This is a genomic window from Streptomyces sp. NPDC057271 (assembly GCF_042668715.1).
Lineage (GTDB): Bacteria > Actinomycetota > Actinomycetes > Streptomycetales > Streptomycetaceae > Streptomyces.
The window spans coordinates 1-26058 of the sequence record NZ_JBHUYJ010000103.1; the positions used below are offsets into that span (position 1 = coordinate 1).

Sequence of the window (26058 nt, forward strand, 5' to 3'; positions counted from 1 at the left end):
CCGCAGGTGAGGCTTGTTACGTTGCCCATCCGGCCTCGCCCTACAGGCCGAGGTCGACCTCGAACTCGCCGGCCTCCAGGATCGCCTTGACGGCCGTCAGGTAACGGGCCGCGTCGGCGCCGTCCACCAGACGGTGGTCGTAGGAGAGCGTCAGGTACGTCATGTCGCGGATGCCGATGACCGTGCCCTCGGCGGTCTCGATGACGGCCGGACGCTTGACCGTGGCGCCGATGCCCAGGATGGCGACCTGGTTCGGAGGCACGATGATCGTGTCGAACAGCGCACCGCGCGAACCGGTGTTGCTGATGGTGAACGTCGCACCGGCCAGCTCGTCCGGGGTGATCTTGTTGCCGCGGACCTTGCCGGCGAGGTCGGCCGTGGCCTTGGAGATACCGGCGATGTTCAGGTCGCCCGCACCCTTGATGACCGGGGTCATCAGACCCTTCTCGGAGTCCACGGCGATGCCGATGTTCTCCGAGTCGAAGTACGTGATGGTGCCCTCGTCCTCGTTGATCCGGGCGTTGATGACCGGGTGGGCCTTCAGCGCCTGGGCCGCCGCCTTGACGAAGAACGGCATCGGGGACAGCTTGACGCCCTCGCGGGCGGCGAACGTGTCCTTGGCACGGGCGCGCAGCTTCATCAGCTTGGTGATGTCGACCTCGACGACCGAGGACAGCTGGGCCTGGCCGTGCAGCGCCTTCATCATGTTGTCGCCGATGACCTTGCGCATGCGGGTCATCTTGACGGTCTGACCGCGCAGCGGGGAGACCTCCAGGGCTGCGGCCTTCGGCGCGGCAGCCGGTGCGGCAGCGGGGGCCGGGGCGGCAGCCGGCGCGCCGGTGCCGTCGTCGATGATCGCGAGCTCGGCCCCGACCTCGACGGTCTCGTCCTCGGCGACCTTGATGGAGGCGAGGACGCCCGACGCGGGGGCGGGGATCTCGGTGTCGACCTTGTCGGTCGAGACCTCGAGCAGCGGCTCGTCGGCCTCGACACGCTCACCCTCGGCCTTGAGCCAGCGGGTGACGGTGCCCTCGGTGACGCTCTCGCCGAGCGCCGGCAGGGTTACGGAAACCGACATGGTTTCAGTTGCTCCTAACGAATTGCGGTAAGTGGTCGTCGCGCCCGTGATGACGTGAGCGTCAGTCGTGGGAGTGCAGAGGCTTGCCGGCCAGCGCCAGGTGCGCCTCGCCGAGCGCCTCGTTCTGCGTCGGGTGGGCGTGGATGAGCTGCGCGACCTCGGCCGGCAGCGCCTCCCAGTTGTAGATCAGCTGCGCTTCGCCGACCTGCTCGCCCATGCGGTCACCGACCATGTGGACGCCGACCACGGCACCGTCCTTGACCTGGACGAGCTTGATCTCGCCCGCGGTCTTCAGGATCTTGCTCTTGCCGTTGCCCGCGAGGTTGTACTTCAGGGCGACGACCTTGTCCGCGCCGTAGATCTCCTTGGCCTTGGCCTCGGTGATGCCGACGGAGGCGACCTCGGGGTGGCAGTACGTCACCCGGGGCACGCCGTCGTAGTCGATCGGAACGGTCTTCAGACCGGCCAGGCGCTCCGCGACCAGGATGCCCTCGGCGAAGCCGACGTGGGCCAGCTGCAGGGTCGGGACGAGGTCGCCGACCGCCGAGATCGTGGGCACGTTGGTGCGCATGTACTCGTCGACGAGGACGTAGCCGCGGTCCATAGCGACACCCTGCTCCTCGTAGCCGAGGCCCGCCGAGACCGGGCCGCGGCCGATGGCGACGAGCAGGACCTCGGCCTCGAAGGTCTTGCCGTCGGCCAGGGTGACCTTGACGCCGCTGTCGGTGTACTCGGCGGACTGGAAGAACGTGCCGAGGTTGAACTTGATGCCGCGCTTGCGGAACGCGCGCTCAAGAAGCTTGGAGCTGTTCTCGTCCTCGACCGGCACCAGGTGCTTCAGGCCCTCGATGACCGTGACCTCGGTGCCGAAGGACTTCCACGCGGAGGCGAACTCGACGCCGATGACACCGCCGCCGAGGATGATCGCGGACTCCGGGACGCGGTCCAGGGTCAGCGCGTGGTCCGAGGAGATGATCCGGTTGCCGTCGATCTCCAGACCCGGCAGCGACTTCGGTACGGAACCGGTGGCGAGGAGGACGTGGCGACCCTCGACGCGGCGGCCGTCGACGTCGACGGAGGTCGGGGAGGAGAGTCGGCCGTGGCCCTCGATGTACGTCACCTTGCGGGAGGCGACCAGACCCTGCAGGCCCTTGTACAGGCCCGAGATCACGTCGTCCTTGTACTTGTGCACGGCCTTGATGTCGATGCCCTCGAAGGAGGCCTTGACACCGAACTGCTCCGCCTCGCGCGCCTGGTCGGCGACCTCGCCGGCGTGGAGCAGGGCCTTCGTCGGGATGCAGCCGTTGTGCAGGCAGGTGCCGCCGAGCTTGTTCTTCTCGATCAGTGCGACGTCCAGGCCCAGCTGCGCTCCGCGCAGCGCCGCGGCGTAACCGCCGCTACCGCCGCCGAGGATCACTAGGTCGAAAACGGTGCTGGCGTCGTTCGCCACGTCACGTCCTCCATGCATGTGCGCCGGGCGCCGGTCTCCGATGACCGGGCGGCGGCTGGTGTTCGGCCGCTTTTATGTCGGCCCTGTGGTGGGGGCCCTGTCCTGCCGAGAACCCATCTTCGCACTTGTTGCCGGGAGGCGGGACGCGGGGCCGGTGTGTGAGACCGGCCGATCGTCCGTACGGACGGGTAACGCGGGCGTACGAACCTACGGATTTCGTCGAGAGCGCAACGGCCCCGCCCTCCAAGAAAGCGCGGGCGGTCCTCACGAGCGAGGGGAACGCCACGGCCCCCGGGAGTCTTCCCGGGGGCCGTGGCGATCGGGACGGGCCCGAGGGGACGGTCAGAGCTCCCCGTCGGCCGTGCGCTCGGCCAGCTTCACCAGCGTGCGGACCGCGGAGCCCGTGCCGCCCTTCGGGGTGTAGCCGTACGGCGCACCCTCGTGGAAGGCCGGGCCCGCGATGTCGAGGTGGGCCCAGGTGATGCCCTCGCCGACGAACTCCTGGAGGAAGAGACCGGCGACCAGGCCGCCGCCCATCCGCTCACCCATGTTCGCGATGTCCGCGGTCGGGGAGTCCATGCCCTTGCGCAGGTCCGCCGGGAGCGGCATCGGCCAGGACTGCTCGCCGACCTGCTCGGCGATCTCGTGGATCGCGGTGCGGTAGTCGTCGTCGTTGGCCATGATGCCGAAGGTGCGGTTGCCCAGGGCCAGCACCATCGCGCCGGTCAGGGTCGCGACGTCGACGATCGCGTCCGGGTTCTCCTCCGAGGCCCTGGTGAGGGCGTCGGCGAGGACGAGCCGGCCCTCGGCGTCGGTGTTGAGGACCTCGACGGTCTTGCCGCTGTACATGCGCAGGACGTCGCCGGGGCGGGTGGCCGAGCCCGACGGCATGTTCTCGGCGAGCGCCAGCCAGCCGGTCACGTTGACGGCCAGGCCGAGGCGGGAGGCGGCGACGACGGCGGCGAAGACGGCGGCGGCGCCGCTCATGTCGCACTTCATCGTCTCGTTGTGGCCGGCCGGCTTCAGGGAGATGCCGCCCGAGTCGTAGGTGATGCCCTTGCCGACCAGGGCGAGGGTCTTCTCCGCCTTCGGGTGGGTGTAGGCGACGCGGACCAGGCGCGGGCCGCGGACGGCTCCCTGGCCGACGCCGAGGATGCCGCCGAATCCGCCCTTGACGAGCGCCTTCTCGTCGAGCACCTGCACCTTGAGGCCGTGCTCCTTGCCCGCCACGGTGACGGCGGCGGCGAACGTCTCGGGGTAGAGGTCGTTCGGCGGCATGTTGATCAGGTCGCGGGCCCGGTTGATCTCCTCGGCGACCGCCTGCGCGCGCTCGGCGGCGGCCTTGAAGGCCTTGTCGCGCGGCTTGGCGCCGAGCAGGGCCACCTCGGCCAGCGGCTTCTTCGCGTCCTTGCCGTTCTTGGCCTCCTGGTACGCGGTGTAGGCGTACGCGCCGAGCAGCGCGCCCTCGGCGATCGCCTCGGCGTCCTCGGGGGCCGTGACCGGCAGGGCGAACGCGGCCTTCTTGGCACCGCTGAGGGTGCGGGCGGCGGTGCCGGCGGCGCGGCGGAGCGCCTCGGCTCCGTACGCCTCGCCGTCCTCGGGGACGGAGCCCAGTCCGACGGCGAGTACGACGGGGGTCTTCAGACCGGCGGGGGCGGGCAGCTTGATGGCCTCACCCTCGGCACCCGCGGCGCCCAGGGTCTCCAGGACGGCGGCGAGCCTGCCGTCGAACGCCTTGTCCACGGCCTCGGCGCCGGGGGCGACGACCAGGCCCTTGCCGGACTTCGCGACACCGACGACGAGGGCGTCGGCGCGCAGCGTCGCGGCTCCGGCTGTGCTGAGAGTGAGAGCAGTCACGGTGGTGAAATCTCGCTTCCATTGAGTTCTGTGGCGGTCGAGGGATGGGCCGACCTGCCCGCCGCATCGTATTTCGGCCCGAGGAGCGCCGAGAACGAGCCTACGCTCGCTCTACGTGTTCGCTCACGGCGACGGTGATTCACTCATCCGTGGTGTCTCTTTCACGTTTACCCCTCGAGGTCGGAGAGCTCGTCCACACTCGCCTCATTCGCGCAAGGGCGGCAGTCGCCCCTTTGCATCATCCGCATCATCTCCACGGGTCCTTCGCAATCCGCGGACCCGTCGAGGGGGACACCACCGATGGACACTGCCGGATCCCGCACGCCCCGAGCCTCGGCCTCGGGCCTGGGGCGTACGCCAAGGACCGCCGCCCTGATCGCGGCCGCGCTCCTCGCCACCGTCGTTCCGACGGCGGGCGCGAGTGCCGCCGCGCCGCCGGTCCCGCGGATCGACCTGACCGTCCTCGTCGTCGACGACGGAGGCGGCGCGGTGGAGGCGATCACCGCCGAGCTGCGCTCCACCGGCGTCCCGTACCGCCGGGTCGATCTGGCCGATTCCAGCCGCCCGGTCATCGACGCCGCCTTCCTCAGCGACACGGTCTCGGGGCGCCCCCGCGCCAAGTACCAGGGCGTCGTCCTGCCCCACGAGGCCGCCTTCGGACCGGACTCAGCCGAGCAGGCGGCGCTCACGGCGTACGAGAAGAGCTTCGGCATCCCGCAGGTCGACGCCTACACCTGGGCCCACCCCGGTGTCGGGCTCGACTACACCAGCGACGGGGGCTTCTCCGGCCCCCTCGACGGAGCCGCCGCCGCCGTCACCGCCGTCGGCAGGACCGGCCCCTTCCGCTACCTGGACGGGCCGGTCACCTTCGAGGACAACGACCCGTCGATCTCCGAGAGCTACGGCTACGCGGGCCGCCCTCGCGAAGGCTTCACCAGCCTGCTCGACATCCCCGTCGACGGCGGCGGGCGGGCCAGCCTGATCGGCGAGTACGCCCACGACGGGCGGCGCGAACTGGTCGTCACCTTCGCCTACAACCAGTACCAGCGGCAGTTCCGGGTGCTCGCCCGCGGCATCGTCGAGTGGCTCACCCAGGGCGTCCACCTCGGGCAGAACCGGAACTACTTCTCCGTCCACGTCGACGACGTCTTCGCGCCCGACGCCCGGTGGGACACCACGCGGAACTGCACCCCCGGCGACTTCGACTGCCCCGGAGGCGACGGCGAGGCGGGCGAGAACCCGGTCCGGATGACCGCCGCCGACGCCACGTACGCCGCCGCCTGGCAGAAGTCCGCCGGCTTCACCCTGGACATGGTCTACAACGGCGGCCAGGGCGAGCAGTGGAAGACCGAGAACGGCGGCACCGACCCGCTCGCCGCACGGCTGATCGCCGACCGCGCCCAGTACCGCTGGATCAACCACACCTACACCCACCCCTTCCTGGGCTGTGTGCAGGACAACACCACCGTCCCCTGGCAGTGCGCGAAGACCGCCGCCGGCGCCACCCGGTGGACGAGCCGGAGCACCATCTCCGCGCAGATCCGCGACAACCACAACTGGGCCGTCGCCAAGGGCATCTCCGTCGACCGCACCGAACTCGTCACCGGTGAGCACTCCGGCCTCAAGACCTTGCCGCAGCAGCCCGTCGACAACCCCAACCTGTCAGGCGCGCTCTCCGACAACGGCGTGAAGTGGATCGCGAGCGACAACTCCCGCGAACCCCTGCAGCGCCCCGTCGGCGCCGCGAAGACCGTCCCGCGCCACCCCATGAACGTGTACTACAACGTCGGTACGGCCGCCGAGATGGCCGACGAGTACAACTGGGTCTACACCTCGCGGGCCGACGGCGGCAGCGGGATCTGTGAGTCCGACCCGGCCTCCACCTGCCTGCCCGCCCCGCTCGACACCGCCACCGGGTACGCCACCCACATCGTCCCGCAGGAGGCCCGCACGGCCCTCTCCCACGTGGTGGCGAACGATCCGCGCCCGCACTACGTCCACCAGTCCAACCTCGCCGAAGACCGCATCCTCTACCCCGTCCTCGACCGGGTCCTGGCCGACTACCGGGGCCTGTTCGCCGACAACACCCCGCTGGTGAACCCGCGCCAGCGCGACGTCGGTACCGAGCTGAACCGCCGCACCGCCTGGGACCGGGCGCTCGCGGCCGGCCGGGTCACCGCGTACCGCATCGGAGCCACGGTCACCGTGAAGGCGCCCTCCGGGGTGGTCGCCCCCGTCACCGTCCCCGAGGGTACGCGCAAGCAACTCCTCCTCGGCACCGCGGTGTTCGGGACGCCCTACGCCGGAGCGCGCTCGGCCTGGACCGGGCCGGAGGCGCTGCAGTCCGCGATCAAGCTCAAGCTCCCGACCGCCTGACCACTTGCCCGTACGTTCTGGGGGAAACGCACATGCCGAGCAGTGGCCGTCACGTCACCATGCTCACCGAAGGCACCTACCCGCACGTCCACGGGGGAGTGAGCACCTGGTGCGACCAGCTGGTCCGGGGCATGCCCGAGGTCGACTTCCAGATCCTCGCCCTCACCGGCAGCGGCCGTGAACCCGTGACCTGGGAGCTGCCGCCGAACGTCTACCAGCACACCGCCTTCCCGCTCTGGGGCACCGCCCCGGAGCGGGGGCGGCCCCCGCGGGGCCGTGCGCGCCGCCGCTTCATCGACACCTACGAGCGCTTCCTGCTCTCCATCCTCGACCCCGGCTCGGGCTGCGACTTCGGCGAGAGCCTCTACGCCCTCGCGGAACCGGCCCGGCGCGGCGGCCTCACCGCCGCCCTGCGCTCCGAGCGCGTGCTCCGCTCGCTGATGTGGATCTGGGCCATGCCGCATCTGCCGACGGCAGCCGCCCGGCCCACCGTCCACGACGCTCTCACCGCCACCGACCTGCTCGAACACGCGCTGCGCCCGCTCGCCGCCCGGATACCCGAGGACAGCGTCGCGCACGCGGTCTCCAGCGGACTCGCGACCCTGCCGGCGCTGACGGCCCAGCACTTCGAAGGAGTGCCCTTCCTGCTGACCGAACACGGCATCTATCTGCGGGAGCGGTACCTCGGCTACCGCACCGAGGCCCAGCGGTGGCCGGTCAAGGCCCTGATGCTCGGCTTCTACCGCGAGCTCAACACCCTCGGCTACGTCAAGGCCGACCTGATCACCCCGTGCAACCAGTACAACCGGCGCTGGGAGGAGCGCGGCGGCGCCCCCGCGGACCGCATCCGGACCGTCTACAACGGCGTCGACCCGGCCGCGTTCCCCGACGCCGGCCCCGAGCCGGAGGTCCCCACGCTCAGCTGGTGCGGCCGCGTCGACCCCATCAAGGACCTGGAGACGCTGATCCGGGCTTACGCCATCACCCGCGCCGAACTGCCGGAGCTGCGGCTGCGGTTGTTCGGGCCGGTCCCGGCGGGCAACGAGGACTACCTGACCCGCCTGGAGAAGCTCGCCGCCGAACTGGGCGTGACCGACGGCATCACCTTCGAGGGGCGGGTCTCCGACGTGGCCCGCGCCTACGCCGCCGGGAGCGTGGTGATCCTCTCCTCGATCAGCGAGGGCTTCCCGTTCTCCCTGATCGAGGCGATGTCCTGCGGCCGGGCCACGGTCTCCACCGACGTCGGCGGTGTACGGGAGGCCGTCGGCGACACCGGACTCGTCGTCCCGCCGCGCGAGCCCGCGGTGATGGCCGCGGCCGTCACGGAGCTGCTGCGGGACGGCGCACGCCGTGCCGAACTGGGGCGCAGGGCCCGGCAGCGGGTCGTCGACCGGTTCACCCTGCACCGCTCCGTGGACGGCTTCCGCCAGATCTACCGCGAGCTCGCCGGCCGGCCCGTCCACACCGCGCCGGAGCCGGAGGACTGGACGGCGCTCCTCACCGACCCCTGGCGCCAGGAACTCGTGGGCGGAGGGTCCCTGTCATGAGCGGCTCCCTCTGGCTGAAGAACGGCACGATGCGCGACACCCTGCCCGTGGTCCCGCGGCAGCGGGTGACCGAGACCCCGCACGGCACGCCCTACGCCGACGATCCCGTCGGCGAACTGGCCGACCGTCTGAGCGCGTTGGCGGCCCACGCCGTGCACCCGGACGAGATAGCCGCGATCCTGGAGTCCGACGGCATGACGGACGACCACATACGCCTCACCTACGGCCGCGCCGACTCCTTCGCCCTCGCCGAGGACATCTACGCGCGCGTGGAGCGCCACCACCCCCGGCCCGAGGCCGCGCCCGCCGGGCCGTGGCACCTCGGGCTCGCCGGCTGTCTGCTGCGCGGTCTCGTCTTCGCGCTGCCCGGGCTCGCCTATGTCCTGGGCGCCCCGCTCCTGGGCGGGGCGAGCATCACCCCGCTGCTCGCGGGGGCCGTGGCCGGGTGGGTCTGGAACCAGGCCCTCTCCCACCGCGCGTACTCCTGGCTCGGTCTGGGCGACCCCGCGGCCGCCGCCCGGGCCCTGCTCCTCGGCGCCCCGGCGGGCGCCCTCCTCGGCTCCGTGGTCGCGTTCGCGGCCGCCGGACCCGCCGAGTCGCCCACCGTGGTGTTCGCGGCGGGACAGGCCCTCTACCTGGGCGCCGCGACCGTCCTGCTGGTCCTCGGCCGCGAACGCGCCCTGCTCTGCGCGCTGTCACCGCTCCTCGGAGCCGTACCCGCGTTCTGGTACGACCTCCCCGACCCGGTCAGGGCCGGGCTGCCGGCCCTCTCCCTGGCGGCCGCGACCGCCATCGCGGCGACGACGCTGCGCCCGGGACCTCTGCGGCGGCCCCGCCCGGGACCCCCGCTCGCCGCCTCCCTCCCGTACGGCCTGTTCGGCCTCGGCAGCGGACTCCTCGTGCTGTACGCGGGGACCGGCGACGCCCTCGTCACGGGCGCGGGGCCCGTGGTCGCGCTCACGCTCTCGATGGGGCCCGCCGAGTGGCTGCTCCACCGCTTCCGCAGCGTCAGCCTCGCCCGGCTGCGGACGCTCACCACCGCCCGCGCCTTCCGGCGGGGCGCGGCCGGCAACCTCGTCCACTGCCTCGGTGTCTACCTCGCCGTCCTCCTCGCCCTGACCGCCGTCGGCACCCTGCTGTGGCCCGGAGCCGAGGCGCTGGGCGGCGCACGGCTGCTCGGTCTGGTGCTCGTGGGGGTCGTGCTCTGGCTCGGCCTGCTCCTCCAGGCCTTCGGCGCGGTGCGTAGCGCGGCAGCCGTGTGCGTGGCCGCCGCGGCGACCCAGACCCTCGCCCCCGGTTCGGGCCCGGCCGTCTCCGGCGCGGCCGCGGCCGTGCTCGCCGTCCTGACGTGCGCGCTGCTCGTCCGCCCGACCGCCCACCGCCTCTGAGGAAGGTCCATGAGCCCCTCCAGCCCCTCCAGCTCTTCCAGCCCCTCCAGCTCTTCCTTCCTCGTGCCGTTCTACGAGCATCCGGCCGACCGGCCCGAGGAGTGGGACGCCGTGGTCGAGGCCGCGCCGTTCCTGTACGGCGTCGTCCTCAACCCCGCGAACGGCCCCGGAACGGCCCCCGACCCCGGTTTCGCCGCCGTCGCCGAACGGCTCCGTGCCGCCGGGGTCCGGGTCCTCGGCTACGCCGACACCGCCTACGGGCGGCGCCCGCACGGCGAGGTCGTCGCCGAGCTGCTGCGCCATCGCGACTGGTACGGGGCCGACGGAGCCTTCCTCGACCAGGTACCGACCGCGCCCGAGGCCCTCGCCCACGTCCGTCGCGTATCCGTCGCCGCCCGCGCCGCGGGTGCGCGCACCCTGGTCCTCAACCACGGTGCCCATCCCGACCCGGGCTACGCCGAACTCGCCGACCTGCTGGTCACCTTCGAGGGCCCCTGGGACTCCTACCGGGGGCTCGATCTGCCGCTCGCCGACCACTACTGCCACCTGGTGTACGCGGCCCCGCCCGGCGCGCTCCCGACGACCCGCGTCCACTGTGCTGTCCCCGGCACGGGCCCCCACCCCTGGGGCACCCTCCCGCACGCCCTGGCCCGGGAGCCCGACCCGGCCCCGTCCGGCTAGCGCCCGGCGCCGTCCGGACAGGGCGTCGCCCAGGCGATGCCGCGCTCAACCTCACGGCCCTTCGCCGACAGCGCGACGCGCTCGGCGAGGAGGAGTTCACCCGCCTCCTGCACCGCCACCTCGACGAGGCGCCGGTCTCGGCCGTCCTCTCCCTCACCGCCACCCTGCCGACGACGGACGCCTGGACGGGCACCGCCTAGGGGGCGGGCGGGACCGTGCCCAGGGTCAGGGCGACGAGCACCACCGTGGCCGTCACCTCCTCCACCGCCCCGAAGACATCGCCCGTCACCCCGCCGAACCTCCGCACGCAGCGGCGCAGCAGCAGCGCGGCGGCGGCGAGGCCCGCGCCCGCCGCGAGGACATGGCGCAGGGCGTCGTAGGGGGAGAACAGCGCCCCGGCCGCGGCGCACGTCACCAGGACGGCCGCGGTGACGAGGGACGCCGCGCGGGCCGGGACGGTGGCGGCGACCATCGCGCCCAGGCCCTCGGGGCGGGCCGCCGGGATGCCCTCGCGGGAGGCGTGGGTGAGGGCGAGCCTGGCGACGGCCGCGGCGAGGACGGCGCCGACCGCGCCGTACGCCCAGCCCTCCTCGTACAGCCGGTACAACGCGGCGACCTGGGCGAGGAGGACGAAGAGCAACGCGATCACACCGAACGGGCCGATGTCCGACTGCTTCATGATGCGCAGCGCGCCCTCGGCCGGCTTCGCGCTGCCGAGCCCGTCCGCCGTGTCCGCCAGCCCGTCCAGGTGCAGGCCGCGGGTCAGCAGTGCCGGTACGGCCGCCGTGCCGACCGCGGCGAGCAGCGGGCCGGAGCCGAGCAGCAGAAGCAACCCGCCGGGCGCGGCCGCGAGCAGCCCGACGACGAGGCCCGCGAACGGGGCCCAGAGCATGCCGACGCGTGCCGCGTCCCTGTCCCAGCGGGTGATGCGGGCGGGGAGCACGGTGAGGGTGCCGAAGGCGAAACGCAGGCCGTCCATCCGGGCAGGGTAAGCCAGGCCCCCACCCTGTAAGTTGCGCATATCGCGTATACGGCGCATATCCGAAGCAGGTGGCATGGGTCACTGGTTCTACCGAAACTTCGTCGAGCCGGGAAAGCTCCCGCTGCTCATCGCCCTGTTCTCGTTCGTGGTGACGTTCCTGGTCACACGGGCGATCGTGCGGATGATCCGGGCGGGGAAGGGGCCGTTCGGCAATGTGAAGTCCGCCGGCGGACTGCACATCCACCATGTCGTGCCGGGCGTCGTCCTCACCGTGATCGGCGGCTTCGGGGCGGTCGCCAGCGGGCGGGAGGGCGTCACCGCGTGCGTCTTCGCGGCGGTCTTCGGGGTCGGCGCGGGGCTCGTGCTGGACGAGTTCGCGCTGATCCTCCACCTCGACGACGTCTACTGGAGCGACCAGGGGCGCAAGAGCGTCGAGGTCGTCGTCCTGACCGCCGCCTTGGTCATGCTGGTCCTCGGCGGCTTCTCACCGCTGGGCGTCAACGACCTGACGGCGGAGGAGCAGCAGAACCGCGCCACCTTCGTCCTCACGCTGCTCGTCAACTTCCTCTTCGTCCTGATCACCCTGGTGAAGGGGAAGTTCCGGCTGGCCGTGCTCGGGACCCTGGTGCCCTTCGTGGCGATCGTCGGGTCCGTCCGCCTCGCCCGCCCCGGCTCCTGGTGGTCCCGGCACCTCTACCGGCGCCGGCCCAAGGCCCGCGCCCGCTCGCGGCTGCGCACCTACCGGCACGACCGGCGCTGGGACAAGGTGCGGCGCAGGCTTCAGGACGTGATCGGCGGCTTCCAGGAGCGGGTGCCGGGCCGTACCCCCGGCTCGGGGTCCGAGGGCGGCGGCTGACGGCGCTCGCGCCAGGACTCGACCGCCATGAGCACCAGTACGGCGGCGATCGCCGCGAGGTGCTCCTTGCCCGCGAGGTTGGTCTTGACCAGGACCTCCACCACCATGGCGACGACCACGAGCGCGCCGGTCCACCGGGCCCGGTAGCGCCGACAGACGTACACGGCGAGGCCGACCACGGCCGCCGACGGGCCGGTGTCGACGACCTGCGCGTCGGAGGCGGGCAGCCCCAGCGGGCCGTCCGGGCCGAGGGCGATGCCCACGCGCGCGTACAGCGTCCCGGCCAGCGTCGCGAGATACGCGATGGCGAGGGTCCGCCACCGCCCCAGGCATATCTCGGCGATGCCGAAGACCAGCAGCACCTGCGCGAGCGCGCCCCACACCGGCAGGTCGAGCGCCGGTACGAACAGGGAGAGCGGGGTGCGCAGCAGAGCGAGCCAGAGCGGGTCCTCGGCCCGTACCGAGCCGATGTTCTGGACCGGCTGGTATCCCCAGTCCTGGTTCTGCACGAGCTGGAAGAGCGCCGTGAGGCAGACGGCGCCCAGCGTGATCGGGATCGCCCTCCACCGCCGGGCCACGAGGGCGGACCGTACGGCGGTGTACAGCGGCCCCCACTCGCGGCGGGCGAAGTCCTTGAGTCCGGACCTCACCGCTTGCCCTCCAGGTGCTTGCGGTGCAGCCGCCCCCGGACTCCGTCCGGGGTGACCGCCAGTAGGCGGGGGGCTTCCAGGAACCCCTCGGCGCGTGCCGCGGCGAGGCCGATGCGCAGCAGGTCGGCGCTCTTCTCGAAGAGCATGAAGCGGGGCTCCCAGATCGGTCGGTACTTGGCATTGGCGCGGTACAGCGACTCGATCTGCCACCAGCGGGAGAAGAAGCCGAGGAGGGAACGCCACATCCGCAGCACGGGTCCCGCCCCGAGCTTCGAGCCACGTTCGAAGACGGAGCGGAACATGGCGAAGTTGAGCGAGACCTGAGTGATCCCGATCTCCTTGGCGCGCTGGAGGAGCTCGATGACCATGAACTCCATCAGGCCGTTCTCGGCGTCCCGGTCACGGCGCATCAGGTCCAGCGAGAGGCCCTTGGGGCCCCAGGGCACGAAGGAGAGCACCGCCCGCAGCTCACCGGTCTCGTCGTTGCACTCCAGCATCACGCAGCGGCCGTCCCGGGGGTCGCCGAGCCGGCCGAGCGCCATGGAGAAGCCACGTTCGGTCGCCCCGTCGCGCCAGTCGTCGGCCTTGCGGAGCAGCTCGTCCATCTCGTCGGCGGGGATGTCCTCGTGGCGCCGGATCCGGACCTCGTACCCGGCCCGCTTCACCCGGTTGTACGCCTGCCGCACGGTCCGCATGGCCCGGCCGTCGAGGGTGAACTCGCCGGTCTCCACGATCGCCTCGTCACCCAGTTCCAGGGCGTCCAGGCCGTGCCGGGCGTAGACGGTGCCGGCCTCCTCGCTCGCGCCCATCACGGCCGGGATCCAGCCGTGCTCGCGGGCCTGGGCCAGCCACGGCTCGATGGCGCCGGGCCAGGCCTCGGGGTCGCCGATCGGGTCGCCCGAGGCGAGCGAGACCCCGCCGACGACCCGGTAGGCGATGGCTGCCTTCTCGCTGGGGGACCACACCACGCTCTTCTCGCGGCGCAGCGCGAAGTAGCCGAGCGAGTCGCGTTCGCCCTGCTTCTCCAGGATGAGCCGCAGCCTCTCCTCGTCCTCGTCCGTGAGCGGGTCGACGGCCCGGCGCGAGCGGAACGCGGCGTAGAGCACGGCGATGATCAGCAGCGTGGACAGCACGTTGATGGTGACGTCGACCCAGCCGGGGGTGGAGATCCCGTCGAAGCGCGAGTCGTCGGCGGCCAGGGTGATCAGCCGCATGACGCCGTACCGCCAGCGCTCCAGGAACGTCGAGGTGCCCGTCGAGGTGTTGGTGACGGTGACCAGGAACGCGGCGAGGAGCGAGGTGACCAGGAGCCCGCCGACCGCGACGACCGTGGCCAGCAGCGGGTTGGAGCGGTCGCCCTTGGCGTAGAACTCCTTGCGGCCGAGGACCAGCGCGAGGACGAACGCGGCCGTCAGGGCGAACGAGACCCAGTTCTGGGCGTGTTGCCGGACCTCGGGGAAGGCCATGGCCAGGGCGAAGAGCAGCAGGAACAGGCCGCCGAGGACGATGTTGAGGATCCACGCGGCGCGCTTGCGGCGGCGCGTGGTGATCGCCAGGAAGAGCGTGAAGACGCCCGAGGCGAAGCCCGCGGTCAGCAGGTACGGCGTGAAGTAGTCGTCCGTGTTGTGCCGACGCAGGTCCTGGCCGAGCGAGACCCAGACGGCGCTCAGGAAGTTGATGAACGTGACGGCGCGCAGGTACCAGACGGCGAACGCGGCGCTGCGCCGTGAGCGCGGGGTGGTGCCCCGGGGCGTTCCTTCGGCGGACAAACGGACCTCTCCCATGAAAAGCGATCATATGGGGCATCGCTTGCCGTGACGGGGCGCCGGAAGCGGTCGTCCGCCCGATGGGGTCCCCTGGAAGCGGGGCCTCTGGGGAGGGACCGCTTCCGGCGCCGTGATCCGTCTGGGAGTGTCCTGTGGGTCAGGCCGGATCAGCCGCGAGCCCGGCATGATCCACAAGACACCCTCCTAGCTCCCCCTAGCTCTCCTGGTCGGGGGCGTCCTCCGGAACGGTCTTCTCCGGACGCTCGGGCAGCTCCGCCGCCAGCGCGGCGGCGGCCCGGACGAGGGGCAGAGCGAGCATCGCCCCGGTTCCCTCGCCCACAGTGACGCCGTGATCGAGCAGCGGGTTGAGCGCCATCCGGTCCAGCGCCTTCGCCTGCGCCGGCTCACCGCTCACCTGGCCCGCCAGCCACCAGTCCGGCGCCCGGAACGCCGCCCGCTGCGCCACGAGCGCGCAGGCCGCCGCCACCACACCGTCCAGGATCACCGGCGTCCGGCGCACGGCGCTCTGCAGCAGGAAGCCCGTCATCGCCGCCAGATCCGCCCCGCCGACCGCGGCGAGCAGCTCCAGCTGGTCGCCCAGCACCGGCCGCGCGCGCCGCAGCGCGTCACGGACCGCCGCGCACTTGCGCATCCACGCCAGGTCGTCGATCCCGGTGCCGCCACGGCCGGTGACCACCGAGGCGTCCGTCCCGCACAAGGCCGCGATCAGGGTCGCGGCCGGGGTCGTGCCGCCCACGCTCAGATCGCCGAGCACGACCAGATCGGTGCCCGAGTCGGCCTCCTCGTCGGCGATCGCCATGCCGAGCCGGATCGCCGCCTCGGTCTCCTCGGCGGTCAGCGCGTTCTCGAGGTCGATCCGGCCGCTGCCGCGTCGCACCCGGTGCCGTACGACCTCGGTGGGCAACAGCTCCGGATCGCAGTCGAGACCGGCGTCCACCACCCGTACCGGCACCCGCGCGCTGCGGGCCAGCACCGCCACCGGACTCGCCCCGTCGAGCACCGAGCGGACGAGTTCGTGCGCGGTCCCGGCCTCGCGGCCCGACACCCCGAGCGAGGCCACCCCGTGGTCGCCGGCGAAGAGCACCAGCTTCGGCTGCTCGATCGCCCGCACCTCGACCGACCCCTGCGCCGCCGAGAGCCACTCGCCGAGTTCGTCGAGCCGGCCGAGCGCACCGGGCGGAACGATCAGCCGCTCCCGGCGTTCCTCGGCGTCACGTCGCACCCCGCCGTCGGGGCGCTCGATCAGATCGGAGAAGTCGTCCAGGTTCAAGGCTCTCCCTCGTGACGTCGGTCGGCGATGGAATGGGTGATCGAACCCTACCCGCGCAGCACCAGCGCCTGGCCCGCGACGACAAGGAGCACCTGCTCGCACTCGTCGCCGAAGGACGCGTTCAGCCGACCCAGCTCATCCCGGTACCGCCGCCCCGACGCGGTGGCCGGCACGACCCCCGACCCCACCTCGTTGGTGACGGCGACGACCGTGCGGGACGTGGCGCGGACCGCCGCCACCAGCTCCTCCACCCGCTTCCGCAGCGCTTCCTGCCCGCCGTCCGCCCACCGCTCCTCGTCCCAGGCGCCCACCCGGTCCATCGCGTCCGTCAGCCAGAGGGACAGACAGTCGATCAGCAGCGCGGGACCCCCGTCCTCCTGGAGCAGCGGTACGAGGTCACAGGTCTCGGCCGTACGCCAGGACCCCGGCCGACGGTCCCGGTGCAGGGTCACCCGCTGCGCCCACTCCGGGTCGCCCTCGCGCGTCCCGCCGGTCGCCACGTACAGCACCTCGGGGAAGGTCTCCAGGCGCCGCTCGGCCTCCACCGACTTGCCCGACCGCGCCCCGCCGGTCACCAGCGTGCGACGCGGCACGTCGGGCACGGCGTGGTACTCGCCGACGTACAGGGTCGTGCCGTCCGGCACCGTCCGCGCCCCGGCGGCGGCGAGCCGGCGGTCCAGCTCGGCACCGTTCGGCACGTCGTGGTCGAGATGGACGGCGATCACGTCGGTGCTCGCCCCGACCGCCCCGGTCGACCGCAGCCGCGCCAGCGCGTCGGACCGGCCCGTGACGTCCATGACCACCATGTCGTACGGCGGCCGGTGATCGTCCGGCAGGCCGGCGGGGGAGCCGCCGGGCGGGAGATAGAGCAGCCGCTCGCCGTCCGGCGACGTCACCTCGTATCCCGTACCCGGCGAGTCCATCGACACGGCCCGCACCCGGTGCCCGCTGATCAGCGTCAGCTCCCGGCCGTCCGGCACCCGCCCGGCGGCCGGCAGCCCGGCGGGCACCTCCACCGCCGGACCGTCGTGCGGATGGGTGAGAAGCACCTGTCGCACGCCGACCAGTGAATGCCCGGCCCGGGCGGCCGCCAGCGCGGCCCCGGGTGTCAGATCGAGCAGCAGCGACTCGTCCACGAGCAGCGAGGTGGCCGCCCGCGCCCGGTCGCCGCGGGAGGACGCGCACACGGCGCAGGGGCATTCGGGGCGGGGGAGCCCGAGCGGGGCGCCGGTGCCGAGCAGAGTCAGTTCCACCCCTTGATCCTCCCGCGTCGCCGCAAGGGGTGCGCGCCCGGCTACGCTGCGGGCAGGAAACCGATCATCCGGTGAACCTCAGGAGGCGGACATGGCATGGACGTGGCGGTTCGAGAAGGCCGACGGCTCGGAGACGGCTCCCGCGGTGGAGCCGGAGGACTGGACCACCCAGGGCGACGCCGAGTCCTGGATCGGTGAGGTCTGGAAGGAGCTCCTGGAGGGCGGCGTCGAGCAGGTCACCCTCTTCGAGGACGACGGGAAGATCTACACGATGTCGCTCACGAGCGCGGCCGAGGCCTAGCCGTTCCGTGCGGACGCCGGGCGGCTCGGGCCCCGAGGGCCCGGGCCGCCTTCGTCGTGTCCGGCCCCGCGTTCGTCGTGTCCGGCCGCGTTCGTCGTGTCGGGTCGCGTTCGTCGTGTCGGGTCGCGTTCACCGGCCGGCCGTCGCAGCCCGAGACCCGGGCCGTCGCGCACGCGCGGGCCGTCAGGGCCGGAAGGAGGCGTCGGACACGGGAGGCACCCATGTCCGGAATATCGCGTTCATCTGGTTCGTACGCCTCGGCGGAGGCGGTCGATCAGGGGCGCGGGACGCCCGGGTGTCAGCCCCGTACCCCGCACAGGTGCAGCAGCGCCGCGACCCTGCGGTACGGGTCCGTCCGTCCGGCCCGGTCCTCCGCGGCGAGCAGCCGCTCGAGCTCCTCGGCGGCGGGCAGTCCCACATCGCCCGCCACACCGTCGGTGAGGACCCGCACGCCGTACCAGGCGTGCAGCGGTGCGGCGATCCCCGCCAGCGTCGACGTCAGCGCGTCGAGCCGGTCGGCCCGGACCTTGAATCCGTTGTCGTCGGTGTACGTGTCCGACTCGAAGCCGGACAGCGCGCCCGACCAGTCCCCGGCGAGGCCCGGCCGCATGGCCAGGGAGTCGGCGTTCCGCACGACCAGGGAGAGCAGGCCGCCGGGCGCCAGCATCCGGGCGAGGCCCGCGAGGAGAGCGTCGGGCTCGTCCGCGTACATCAGCACGCCGTGGCAGAGCACGACGTCGAAGCTGCCCGGCAGGAAGTGCACGCCCGTCTCGCGGCCGTCGCCCTCGATCAGCCGCACCCGTTCACGGATCCCGGCCGGCTCGGTGGCCAGCGAGTCACGGGCGGCCTGGAGCAGCTCGGGATCGGCCTCCAGGCCGGTCACGGTGTGACCGGCCCTGGCGAGGCGCAGCGCCTGGGTGCCCTGCCCCATGCCCGCGTCCAGGATCCGCAGTCGCTGGCCCACCGGGTAGCGCCCGGCTATCTGCTCGTCGAGCTGGCGGGCGACGAGTTCCTGGCGGACGGTCTCGCGCAGCCCGCCGTACCCGCTCGGCCACGGGGAGGTGGCGGGCAGCAGCGGACCGCCACCCGTACCCGTGCCGGACTCGGAGCTTCCCGCGCTCAGGGCCGCTCTCCGCGCTTGACCTGCGGCTTCGGCAGTCGCAGTCGGCGCATCTGGAGCGTACGCATGAGGCCGTAGGCCACGGCACCGCGCTTCGGCTCGTTCGGGAAGCGCTCGGCCAGCTGCTTCTTCAGGCGGAGCCAGATGCCGATCGAGTCGATGACGATCATCACGATCACACCGAGCCAGAGCAGCAGAGAGACGTTCTGCAGCACCGGGACGCGGATCATCGACAGCACGAGGATCACCACGGCCATCGGCAGGAAGAACTCGGCGATCGCGAAGCGCGAGTCGACGAAGTCGCGCACGAAGCGACGGACCGGACCCTTGTCGCGGGCCGGCAGATAACGCTCGTCGCCGCTGGCCAGCGCCTCGCGCTGGCGGGCCAGGTCGGAGCGGCGGGCCTCGCGCTGGCGCTTGGCGGCCTCCTTGCGGTCGGTCGGCACCGTCGCGGCGCGACGGCGCTGGGTCTGCGCCTCACTCCGTTTCGGGGTCGGGCGGCCCTTGGGGGCCTCGGGGTCGCGGGGCTGCTTGGAGAGGTCCGCCGTCACCTTGTCGGTGGGGGCCTTCTCTTCCTTGGAACGGCTACGGAACACAAAGCCCAGGGTACGTGGTGGGGGGTGTGGACCCCAGTGCGGGCGGGAACGATCTGGTATCGGCCCGCGTCTGTGGGGGTACGTACGGACGACACGCACGGTTTCCCCGAGGTCCATCTACTCCCTGGGCCGGAGAGAGCCCGTTCGCACTCGTCCTTGGGGAGGAGCACATCCGGCCCCGAACAGTGCGTCAATGGAGACAGGGCCCGTACTGTGGATCCTGTTGGAGTGCTTGAGCCGAGTCCGTCAGAAGGGGGCGCGCGAAGCCCATGAGCGGTGTCATGAAGCGTATGGGGATGATCTTCCGCGCGAAGGCAAACAAGGCCCTTGACCGGGCCGAGGATCCGCGCGAGACCCTCGATTACTCCTACCAGAAGCAGCTGGAGCTCCTGCAGAAGGTCCGCCGGGGTGTCGCCGACGTGGCGACGTCGCGCAAGCGGCTCGAACTGCAGCTGAACCAGCTCCAGGGCCAGTCCGCGAAGCTGGAGGACCAGGGCCGCAAGGCGCTGGCGCTCGGCCGCGAGGACCTGGCCCGTGAGGCGCTCTCCCGGCGGGCGGCGCTCCAGCAGCAGGTGAGCGACCTCGAGGTGCAGCACCAGACGCTGCAGGGCGAGGAGGAGAAGCTCACGCTGGCCGCGCAGCGTCTCCAGGCCAAGGTGGACGCCTTCCGTACGAAGAAGGAGACCATCAAGGCGACGTACACGGCCGCCCAGGCGCAGACCCGGATCGCCGAGTCCTTCTCCGGTATCTCGGAGGAGATGAGCGACGTCGGTGTGGCCATCCAGCGCGCCGAGGACAAGACGGCGCAGCTCCAGGCGCGGGCCGGCGCGATCGACGAGCTGCTCGCCTCGGGCGCGCTCGACGACCAGTCGGGCCTGGCCAAGGACGACATCCAGGCCGAGCTGGACCGGCTGTCCGGCGGCACGGACGTCGAGCTGGAGCTCCAGCGGATGAAGGCGGAGCTGGCCGGAGGGCCCTCGGCCTCGAAGCAGGCGATCGAGGGCGGCAACGGCGCGGCCACGCCGCAGGACCAGCAGCAGTCCCGGCCGCGGTTCGACAAGCAGTAGCGAGCGGTGGCGAGCGGAGGCGGGCTGGAGTAAGCAGGAGAGCGAGAAGCGGCACCGAGCGGTAACGAGCCCGAAGGACGCGTCATGATCGTACGGATCATGGGGGAGGGTCAGTGGACGCTGGCCGACAGCCACTTCGCCGAGCTGAACCGGCTGGACGACGAGCTGCTCGCAGAGATGGAGTCGGGGGACTCCGCCGGTTTCCGCCGGACCCTGTCCGCGCTGCTCGACGAGGTCCGCCGGCTCGGTGAGCCCCTCCCGGACGACGCCCTGGAGCCCTCCGAGCTGATCCTGCCGTCGCCGGACGCGACCCTCGACGAGGTGCGCGAGTTGCTCTCCGACGACGGCCTGATCCCGGGCTGAGCCGCACGACTCCGACGCACCTGGTGCCCCGCCCCTCGGCCGAGGGGCGGGGCACCGGTACGTACCACCCCGTACCGTTGCCTGTCGTGACCTCCCTCGACAGCGGCTTCCAGCGGGGCCGGCAGTGGCTGCGGGCGCACCCCCTCGCCTTCGACGGGGCCCTCGCGTTCGCCGTGCTCGCCTGCATGATCACGGCCTCCTTCGCCGACCCCCACGGCAGCCGCAACGGCCCCACCTTCGGCGACCGCACTCCCGACGCGAGCAGCGTGCTCCTCATGGTGCTCGGCGCCGGAGCCCTCGTCCTGCGGCGGCGCGACCCCCTCGCCGTCCTCGCCTTCACCGGCGGCGTCACCCTCGTCGAGCTGATCACCGACAACAGTCCGGCCCCCGTCACGATGAGCACCGTCATCGCGCTCTTCACGGTCGCCGCCCGCACCGACCGCCCCACCACCTGGCGCGTCGGCCTCACCACGATGGCCGTGCTGACCTGCGGCGCGATGCTGTTCGGACCCACCCCCTGGTACGCGCAGGAGAACCTCGGCGTCTTCGCCTGGACCGGTATGGCCGCGGCCGCGGGCGACGCCGTCCGCAGCCGCCGCGCCTTCGTCGACGCCATCCGCGAACGCGCCGAGCGCGCCGAGCGGAGCCGGGACGAGGAGGCCCGGCGCCGGGTCGCCGAGGAGCGCCTGCGGATCGCCCGCGATCTGCACGACGTCGTCGCCCACCACATCGCGCTGGTCAACGTCCAGGCGGGGGTCGCCGCCCATGTCATGGACAGGCGGCCCGACCAGGCCAAGGAGGCCCTGGCCCACGTCCGCAACGCCAGCCGCTCCGCCCTCAACGAGCTGCGCGCCACCGTCGGCCTGCTCCGTCAGTCCGGCGACCCGGAGGCGCCCACCGAACCGGCGCCCGGGCTCACCGTCCTCGACGAGCTCCTCGCCACCTTCCGTCACGCCGGCCTCCCGGTCGAGCTGGCGCGCGCCGCCGACGACGCCACGCTGCCGGCGGCCGTCGACCTCGCCGCGTACCGGATCATCCAGGAGGCGCTGACCAACGTGCAGAAGCACGCGGGCCCGGATGCCAAGGCCGAGGTGAGCGTCGTCCGCGTCGGCCGGACCGTCGAGATCACCGTCCTCGACAACGGCGTACCGCAGCAGCCGACGCCCGCCGACGGCACCGGAGGCCACGGGCTGATCGGGATGCGCGAGCGTGTCAGCGCCCTCGGCGGCACCCTGACCGCGGCACCCCGGTACGGCGGAGGCTTCCGCGTCCAGGCGATACTGCCCGTGACGGCCCGTACGGGGGAGGACACATGACCATCCGAGTACTGCTCGCCGACGACCAGGCCCTGCTCCGCAGCGCGTTCAAAGTGCTCGTGAACTCCGAGCCGGACATGGAGGTCGTCGCCGAGGCGGCGGACGGGGCCGAGGCGGTCGCGCTCGCCCGGGCCACCCGGGCCGACGTCGTCCTGATGGACATCCGGATGCCGGGTACGGACGGGCTGGCCGCCACCCGTCTCATCACCGCGGACCCGGAGCTGTCCGGCGTACGCATCGTCATGCTGACCACCTTCGAGGTCGACGAGTACGTCGTGCAGTCGCTCCGCGCCGGGGCCTCGGGCTTCCTCGGCAAAGGGGCGGAACCGGACGAACTGCTCAACGCCATTCGTCTCGCCGCCGCCGGGGAGGCCCTGCTCTCGCCCGTCGCGACCAAGGGGCTGATCGCCAAGTTCCTTGCGCAGGGCGGCAGTTCGGGACTCGACGACGATCCGGACTCCCCGGCCTACTCCGAGCGGCTGGCCGCCCTCACCACCCGTGAACGCGAGGTCCTCGTCCTCGTCGCGGGCGGTCACTCCAACGACGAGATCGCCGAACGCCTGGCGGTCAGCCCCCTCACCGTGAAGACGCACGTGAACCGGGCCATGGCCAAACTCGGCGCGCGGGACCGGGCCCAGCTGGTCGTCACGGCGTACGAGTCGGGGCTGGTACGTCCAAGGGTGGAGTGAGGGAGTACCCCGGCGTACTCCAGACGCGGTATACGTCGGATAAGGATTTGGACCCCGGGGCCGAGGATCCGGCGCTTCCCATGGCTGATCGTGTAGGCGGGCACCCAGCACCGCCCGCCTGCCGAGCACGCCACAGAAGAGAGACCCCATGTCCTGGCTGTCCAGATTCAGCCTCGCGCAACGGGCCCTGATCGGGCTGATGTCCATCGTGGCCATCGTCTTCGGGGCGATAGCCATCCCGCAGCTGAAGCAGCAACTGCTGCCCTCGATCGAGCTCCCGATGGTCTCGGTCCTCGCCCCCTACCAGGGCGCGTCGCCCGACGTGGTCGAGAAGCAGGTCGTCGAGCCGCTCGAGAGCACGATCAAGGCCGTCGACGGCATCAAGGGCGTCACCTCCACCGCCTCCGAGGGCAACGCCCTCATCATGGCCACCTTCGACTACGGCGACGAGGGCACCAAGCAGCTCGTCGCCGACGTCCAGCAGGCCGTGAACCGGGCGCGCGTGGCGCTTCCCGACGGGGTCGACCCGCAGGTCGTCGCCGGTTCCACCGACGACATCCCGACCGTCGTCCTCGCCGTCACCTCCGACAAGGACCAGCAGGCCCTGGCCGACCAGCTGGAGCGCACGGTCGTCCCCGCCCTGGAGGACATCGACGGCGTCGGCCAGGTCTCCATCGACGGCGTCCAGGACCTCCAGGTCTCCGTCACCCCCGACGACAGGAAGCTCGCCGCAGCCGGCCTCACCACCGTGAAGCTCGCCGAGGCCATCCGGTCGGGCGGCGGCACGGTGCCCGCCGGCTCCTTCTCCGAGGACGGCAAGAGCCGGACGGTGCAGGTCGGCGGCGGCTTCACCTCGCTCCAGCAGATCCAGGACCTGCGCATCAAGCCCGAGAAGGGCGACACCGTCCGCCTCGCCGACGTGGCCACGGTGAAGCAGGCGGAGGCCTCCCGGGTCTCCATCACCCGTACGGACGGCAGGCCGAGCCTCGCCGTGATGGCCACCATGGACAACGACGGCAGCGCCGTCGCCATCTCGGACGCGGTCAGGGACAAGCTCCCCGGGCTGCGCGCGGACCTCGGCTCGGGCGCCGAGCTCACCGTCGTCTCCGACCAGGGCCCCGCGGTCTCCAAGTCGATCTCCGGTCTGACCACGGAGGGCGCGCTCGGTCTCGTCATGGCCGTCCTGGTGATCCTGGTCTTCCTGGCCTCGATCCGCTCCACGCTGGTCACCGCGGTCTCCATCCCGCTCTCGGTCGTCCTGGCCCTGATCGTGCTGTGGACCCGTGACCTCTCGCTCAACATGCTGACGCTGGGCGCTCTCACCATCGCCATCGGCCGGGTCGTCGACGACTCGATCGTGGTCCTGGAGAACATCAAGCGGCACCTCGGCTACGGCGAGGAGCGCCAGGCCGCGATCCTCACCGCCGTACGCGAGGTCGCGGGCGCCGTGACCTCCTCCACGCTCACCACCGTCGCGGTCTTCCTGCCGATCGGCCTGGTCGGGGGCATGGTCGGCGAGCTGTTCGGCTCGTTCAGCCTGACGGTCTCCGCGGCCCTGCTCGCCTCGCTCCTGGTCTCGCTCACCGTCGTCCCGGTGCTCTCGTACTGGTTCCTGCGCGCCCCCAAGGGCACCTCGGAGGACCCGGACGAGGCCCGGCGCCTCGCGGAGGAGAAGGAGGGCAGGAGCCGGCTGCAGCGCCTGTACGTCCCGGTCCTGCGGTTCGCGACCCGGCGCCGTCTCACCAGCGTGGCGATCGCGATCGTCGTCCTGGTCGGCACCTTCGGCATGGCCCCGCTCCTGAAGACGAACTTCTTCGACCAGGGCGAGCAGGAGGTCCTGAGCATCAAGCAGGAGCTGGCTCCCGGCACCAGCCTCGCGGCCGCCGACGAGTCCGCGAAGAAGATCGAGAAGGTCCTCGCCTCCACCGACGGGGTGAAGAACTACCAGGTCACGGTCGGCTCCTCGGGCTTCATGGCCGCCTTCGGCGGCGGCACGGGCGCCAACCAGGCCTCGTACCAGGTGACGCTGGAGGACTCGGCGTCGTACGAGAAGACCCGCGACGCCATCGACGAGGCCCTCGGGGAGCTCGACGGCATCGGCGACACGACGATCGCGGCGGGCGACGGCTTCGGCAGCCAGGACCTGAGCGTGGTGGTCAAGGCCTCCGACGCGGACACCCTGAAGAAGGCCTCCGAGGCGGTCAAGGCGGAGGTCGCGAAGCTGAAGGACGTCACCGACGTCCAGAGCGACCTGTCGCAGTCCGTGCCCCGGATCTCCGTCAGGGCCAACGCGAAGGCGGCGGACCTCGGCTTCGACGACACGACGCTCGGCATGGCCGTCGCGCAGGCGGTCCGCGGCACCCCCGCGGGCAAGGCGATCCTCGACGACACCGAGCGGGACATCGTCCTGACCTCGGCGAAGCCGGCCACCACGATGGACGGCCTGAAGGCGCTGCCGCTCGGACCGGTCAAGCTCGGCGACATCGCCGACGTGAAGCTGGTGCCGGGTCCCGTCTCGATGACCCGGATCGACGGCTCGCGGGCCGCGACGATCACGGCCAAGCCGACCGGTGACAACACCGGCGCGGTGAGCGCGGCTCTCCAGTCGAAGATCGCCGCGCTCGACCTCCCGAAGGGCGCGACCGCCTCCATCGGCGGTGTCTCCGAGGACCAGTCCGAGGCGTTCGTCAACCTCGGCCTCGCCATGCTCGCGGCGATCGCGATCGTCTTCATGCTCCTGGTCGCGACCTTCAGGTCGCTCGTCCAGCCGCTGATCCTGCTGGTGTCGATCCCGTTCGCGGCGACCGGTGCGATCGGTCTGCTCGTGATCACGGGCACGGCGATGGGTGTCCCGGCGATGATCGGCATGCTGATGCTGATCGGCATCGTGGTCACCAACGCGATCGTCCTGATCGACCTGATCAACCAGTACAGGTCGCAGGGGCTCGGGATCGTCGAGGCGGTCGTCGAGGGTGGCCGTCACCGGCTCCGCCCGATCCTGATGACGGCCCTGGCGACGATCTTCGCGCTGCTCCCGATGGCGCTCGGCATCACCGGCGACGGCGGCTTCATCGCCCAGCCGCTTGCGGTGGTGGTGATCGGCGGTCTGATCACCTCGACGCTGCTGACGCTGCTGCTCGTCCCGACGCTCTACGCGATGGTGGAACTCCGCAAGGAGCGCCGCGCGAAGAAGAGGGTGGCGAGGAAGGCGAAGCGGGACGGCACGCCCGACAACCCCGAGCAGCGGGACGTGACCCCCGCGGACGCGACGCTGCTGGACACCCTGGACGTCTGACGCCCCACGCCGGAGGGGGGGGCCACCCCCCCTTTGGGGGGCCCCCCCCCGCGTGCCCCCGGGGAAACCGCCCACCAAACCCCACCCCCCCCCCCCCCCCACCCCCCCCCAACCTCCCCCCCCCCCTTCCCCCCCC

General features: G+C 72.1%; 22 protein-coding genes. 11 read left to right on the top strand and 11 right to left on the bottom strand.

Going from position 1 to position 26058, the window contains the following annotated elements; all coding sequences use genetic code 11:
- Positions 1–40: 40 nt before the first annotated feature.
- The 3 genes from ACFUJR_RS32050 to ACFUJR_RS32060 form a co-directional block, all read right to left on the bottom strand.
- A complete protein-coding gene (locus ACFUJR_RS32050) occupies positions 41–1078 on the bottom strand; it encodes a 2-oxo acid dehydrogenase subunit E2 (RefSeq protein ID WP_383450995.1) in 1038 nt (345 codons plus the stop codon).
- 61 nt (positions 1079–1139) lie between these two features.
- A complete protein-coding gene (lpdA, locus tag ACFUJR_RS32055) occupies positions 1140–2528 on the bottom strand; it encodes a dihydrolipoyl dehydrogenase (RefSeq protein WP_383181352.1) in 1389 nt (462 codons plus the stop codon).
- A 342-nt stretch (positions 2529–2870) separates the two neighbouring features.
- On the bottom strand, positions 2871–4385 hold the full coding sequence (locus ACFUJR_RS32060; protein ID WP_383174517.1) for a leucyl aminopeptidase: 1515 nt from the start codon (positions 4383–4385) through the stop codon (positions 2871–2873).
- A 300-nt stretch (positions 4386–4685) separates the two neighbouring features.
- Here ACFUJR_RS32060 and ACFUJR_RS32065 point away from each other — a divergent pair, with 300 nt between their 5' ends.
- From ACFUJR_RS32065 to ACFUJR_RS32080, 4 genes are read left to right on the top strand one after another with little or no spacing between them, the layout of a single operon-like run.
- Positions 4686–6761, top strand: a complete 2076-nt coding sequence (locus ACFUJR_RS32065; RefSeq protein ID WP_383174514.1) for a hypothetical protein — start codon at positions 4686–4688, stop codon at positions 6759–6761.
- A gap of 32 nt (positions 6762–6793) precedes the next feature.
- Positions 6794–8308, top strand: a complete 1515-nt coding sequence (gene pelF, locus ACFUJR_RS32070; protein ID WP_383174511.1) for a GT4 family glycosyltransferase PelF — start codon at positions 6794–6796, stop codon at positions 8306–8308.
- Positions 8305–9696, top strand: a complete 1392-nt coding sequence (locus ACFUJR_RS32075) for a hypothetical protein (protein ID WP_383174508.1) — start codon at positions 8305–8307, stop codon at positions 9694–9696. Before pelF ends, ACFUJR_RS32075 begins: the two co-directional genes overlap by 4 nt.
- A gap of 9 nt (positions 9697–9705) precedes the next feature.
- Positions 9706–10377 carry a spherulation-specific family 4 protein gene (locus ACFUJR_RS32080; RefSeq protein WP_383174505.1) on the top strand — a complete coding sequence of 224 codons (672 nt, stop codon included), beginning with the start codon at positions 9706–9708 and terminating at the stop codon, positions 10375–10377.
- Here ACFUJR_RS32080 and ACFUJR_RS32085 read toward each other — a convergent pair.
- Both ACFUJR_RS32085 and cobS read right to left on the bottom strand, forming a co-directional pair.
- Positions 10374–10496 (bottom strand): hypothetical protein, encoded by a 123-nt coding sequence (locus ACFUJR_RS32085; protein ID WP_383174502.1) that lies wholly within the window; start codon positions 10494–10496, stop codon positions 10374–10376. The genes ACFUJR_RS32080 and ACFUJR_RS32085 overlap by 4 nt on opposite strands.
- 77 nt (positions 10497–10573) lie before the next feature.
- Positions 10574–11356, bottom strand: coding sequence for an adenosylcobinamide-GDP ribazoletransferase (gene cobS / locus ACFUJR_RS32090; RefSeq protein WP_383174499.1), 783 nt, complete (start codon positions 11354–11356; stop codon positions 10574–10576).
- 76 nt (positions 11357–11432) lie between these two features.
- Between cobS and ACFUJR_RS32095 the strand changes: the two genes are divergently transcribed.
- Positions 11433–12215, top strand: a complete 783-nt coding sequence (locus tag ACFUJR_RS32095) for a hypothetical protein (protein ID WP_383174496.1) — start codon at positions 11433–11435, stop codon at positions 12213–12215.
- On the opposite strand, the gene ACFUJR_RS32100 is transcribed toward ACFUJR_RS32095, so the two are convergent.
- The 4 genes from ACFUJR_RS32100 to ACFUJR_RS32115 all read right to left on the bottom strand — a co-directional run bounded on the left by ACFUJR_RS32100 (position 12140) and on the right by ACFUJR_RS32115 (position 17175).
- Entirely contained in the window at positions 12140–12865 is a 726-nt protein-coding gene (locus tag ACFUJR_RS32100) for a hypothetical protein (protein ID WP_383174494.1), read from the bottom strand. The genes ACFUJR_RS32095 and ACFUJR_RS32100 overlap by 76 nt on opposite strands.
- A complete protein-coding gene (locus ACFUJR_RS32105; protein ID WP_383174491.1) occupies positions 12862–14649 on the bottom strand; it encodes a phosphatidylglycerol lysyltransferase domain-containing protein in 1788 nt (595 codons plus the stop codon). Before ACFUJR_RS32105 ends, ACFUJR_RS32100 begins: the two co-directional genes overlap by 4 nt.
- Positions 14650–14845: 196 nt before the next feature.
- The gene (gene cobT, locus ACFUJR_RS32110; protein ID WP_383174488.1) at positions 14846–15922 is read right to left on the bottom strand and encodes a nicotinate-nucleotide--dimethylbenzimidazole phosphoribosyltransferase; all 1077 of its coding nucleotides are present in this window, start codon (positions 15920–15922) and stop codon (positions 14846–14848) included.
- 47 nt (positions 15923–15969) lie between these two features.
- A complete protein-coding gene (locus ACFUJR_RS32115) occupies positions 15970–17175 on the bottom strand; it encodes a bifunctional adenosylcobinamide kinase/adenosylcobinamide-phosphate guanylyltransferase (RefSeq protein WP_383174484.1) in 1206 nt (401 codons plus the stop codon).
- 91 nt (positions 17176–17266) lie between these two features.
- Between ACFUJR_RS32115 and ACFUJR_RS32120 the strand changes: the two genes are divergently transcribed.
- Complete coding sequence (locus ACFUJR_RS32120; RefSeq protein WP_352189339.1) at positions 17267–17476, top strand: hypothetical protein; 210 nt, start codon at positions 17267–17269, stop codon at positions 17474–17476.
- Between the two features lie 298 nt (positions 17477–17774).
- Here ACFUJR_RS32120 and ACFUJR_RS32125 read toward each other — a convergent pair whose 3' ends face one another.
- Together ACFUJR_RS32125 and ACFUJR_RS32130 are read right to left on the bottom strand one after the other, a co-directional pair.
- The gene (locus ACFUJR_RS32125) at positions 17775–18509 is read right to left on the bottom strand and encodes a class I SAM-dependent methyltransferase (RefSeq protein WP_383174520.1); all 735 of its coding nucleotides are present in this window, start codon (positions 18507–18509) and stop codon (positions 17775–17777) included.
- An 86-nt stretch (positions 18510–18595) separates the two neighbouring features.
- Positions 18596–19192, bottom strand: a complete 597-nt coding sequence (locus ACFUJR_RS32130; protein WP_383174480.1) for a DUF3043 domain-containing protein — start codon at positions 19190–19192, stop codon at positions 18596–18598.
- A 269-nt stretch (positions 19193–19461) separates the two neighbouring features.
- Here ACFUJR_RS32130 and ACFUJR_RS32135 point away from each other — a divergent pair, with 269 nt between their 5' ends.
- The 5 genes from ACFUJR_RS32135 (at position 19462) to ACFUJR_RS32155 (ending at position 25922) form a co-directional block, all read left to right on the top strand.
- Positions 19462–20259: a PspA/IM30 family protein gene (locus ACFUJR_RS32135; RefSeq protein ID WP_383174477.1), complete on the top strand. Its 798-nt coding sequence runs from the start codon at positions 19462–19464 to the stop codon at positions 20257–20259.
- 84 nt (positions 20260–20343) lie between these two features.
- A complete protein-coding gene (locus ACFUJR_RS32140) occupies positions 20344–20622 on the top strand; it encodes a hypothetical protein (RefSeq protein WP_383174474.1) in 279 nt (92 codons plus the stop codon).
- An 86-nt stretch (positions 20623–20708) separates the two neighbouring features.
- Positions 20709–21938 (top strand): sensor histidine kinase, encoded by a 1230-nt coding sequence (locus ACFUJR_RS32145; protein WP_383174471.1) that lies wholly within the window; start codon positions 20709–20711, stop codon positions 21936–21938.
- A complete protein-coding gene (locus tag ACFUJR_RS32150; protein ID WP_383174468.1) occupies positions 21935–22627 on the top strand; it encodes a response regulator in 693 nt (230 codons plus the stop codon). Before ACFUJR_RS32145 ends, ACFUJR_RS32150 begins: the two co-directional genes overlap by 4 nt.
- 148 nt (positions 22628–22775) lie before the next feature.
- A complete protein-coding gene (locus ACFUJR_RS32155) occupies positions 22776–25922 on the top strand; it encodes an efflux RND transporter permease subunit (RefSeq protein ID WP_383174465.1) in 3147 nt (1048 codons plus the stop codon).
- The last annotated feature ends 136 nt before the right edge of the window (positions 25923–26058 follow it).

Coding starts and splice junctions, on each gene's coding strand:
- ACFUJR_RS32140 (WP_383174474.1), top strand. CDS start 20,344: ATGATCGTACGGATCATGGGGGAGGGTCAGTGGACGCTGGCCGACAGC.
- ACFUJR_RS32155 (WP_383174465.1), top strand. CDS start 22,776: ATGTCCTGGCTGTCCAGATTCAGCCTCGCGCAACGGGCCCTGATCGGG.
- ACFUJR_RS32150 (WP_383174468.1), top strand. CDS start 21,935: ATGACCATCCGAGTACTGCTCGCCGACGACCAGGCCCTGCTCCGCAGC.
- ACFUJR_RS32135 (WP_383174477.1), top strand. CDS start 19,462: ATGAGCGGTGTCATGAAGCGTATGGGGATGATCTTCCGCGCGAAGGCA.
- ACFUJR_RS32080 (WP_383174505.1), top strand. CDS start 9,706: ATGAGCCCCTCCAGCCCCTCCAGCTCTTCCAGCCCCTCCAGCTCTTCC.
- ACFUJR_RS32095 (WP_383174496.1), top strand. CDS start 11,433: ATGGGTCACTGGTTCTACCGAAACTTCGTCGAGCCGGGAAAGCTCCCG.
- ACFUJR_RS32120 (WP_352189339.1), top strand. CDS start 17,267: ATGGCATGGACGTGGCGGTTCGAGAAGGCCGACGGCTCGGAGACGGCT.
- ACFUJR_RS32050 (WP_383450995.1), bottom strand. CDS start 1,078: ATGTCGGTTTCCGTAACCCTGCCGGCGCTCGGCGAGAGCGTCACCGAG.
- ACFUJR_RS32105 (WP_383174491.1), bottom strand. CDS start 14,649: ATGGGAGAGGTCCGTTTGTCCGCCGAAGGAACGCCCCGGGGCACCACC.
- ACFUJR_RS32075 (WP_383174508.1), top strand. CDS start 8,305: ATGAGCGGCTCCCTCTGGCTGAAGAACGGCACGATGCGCGACACCCTG.
- ACFUJR_RS32065 (WP_383174514.1), top strand. CDS start 4,686: ATGGACACTGCCGGATCCCGCACGCCCCGAGCCTCGGCCTCGGGCCTG.
- pelF (WP_383174511.1), top strand. CDS start 6,794: ATGCCGAGCAGTGGCCGTCACGTCACCATGCTCACCGAAGGCACCTAC.
- cobS (WP_383174499.1), bottom strand. CDS start 11,356: ATGGACGGCCTGCGTTTCGCCTTCGGCACCCTCACCGTGCTCCCCGCC.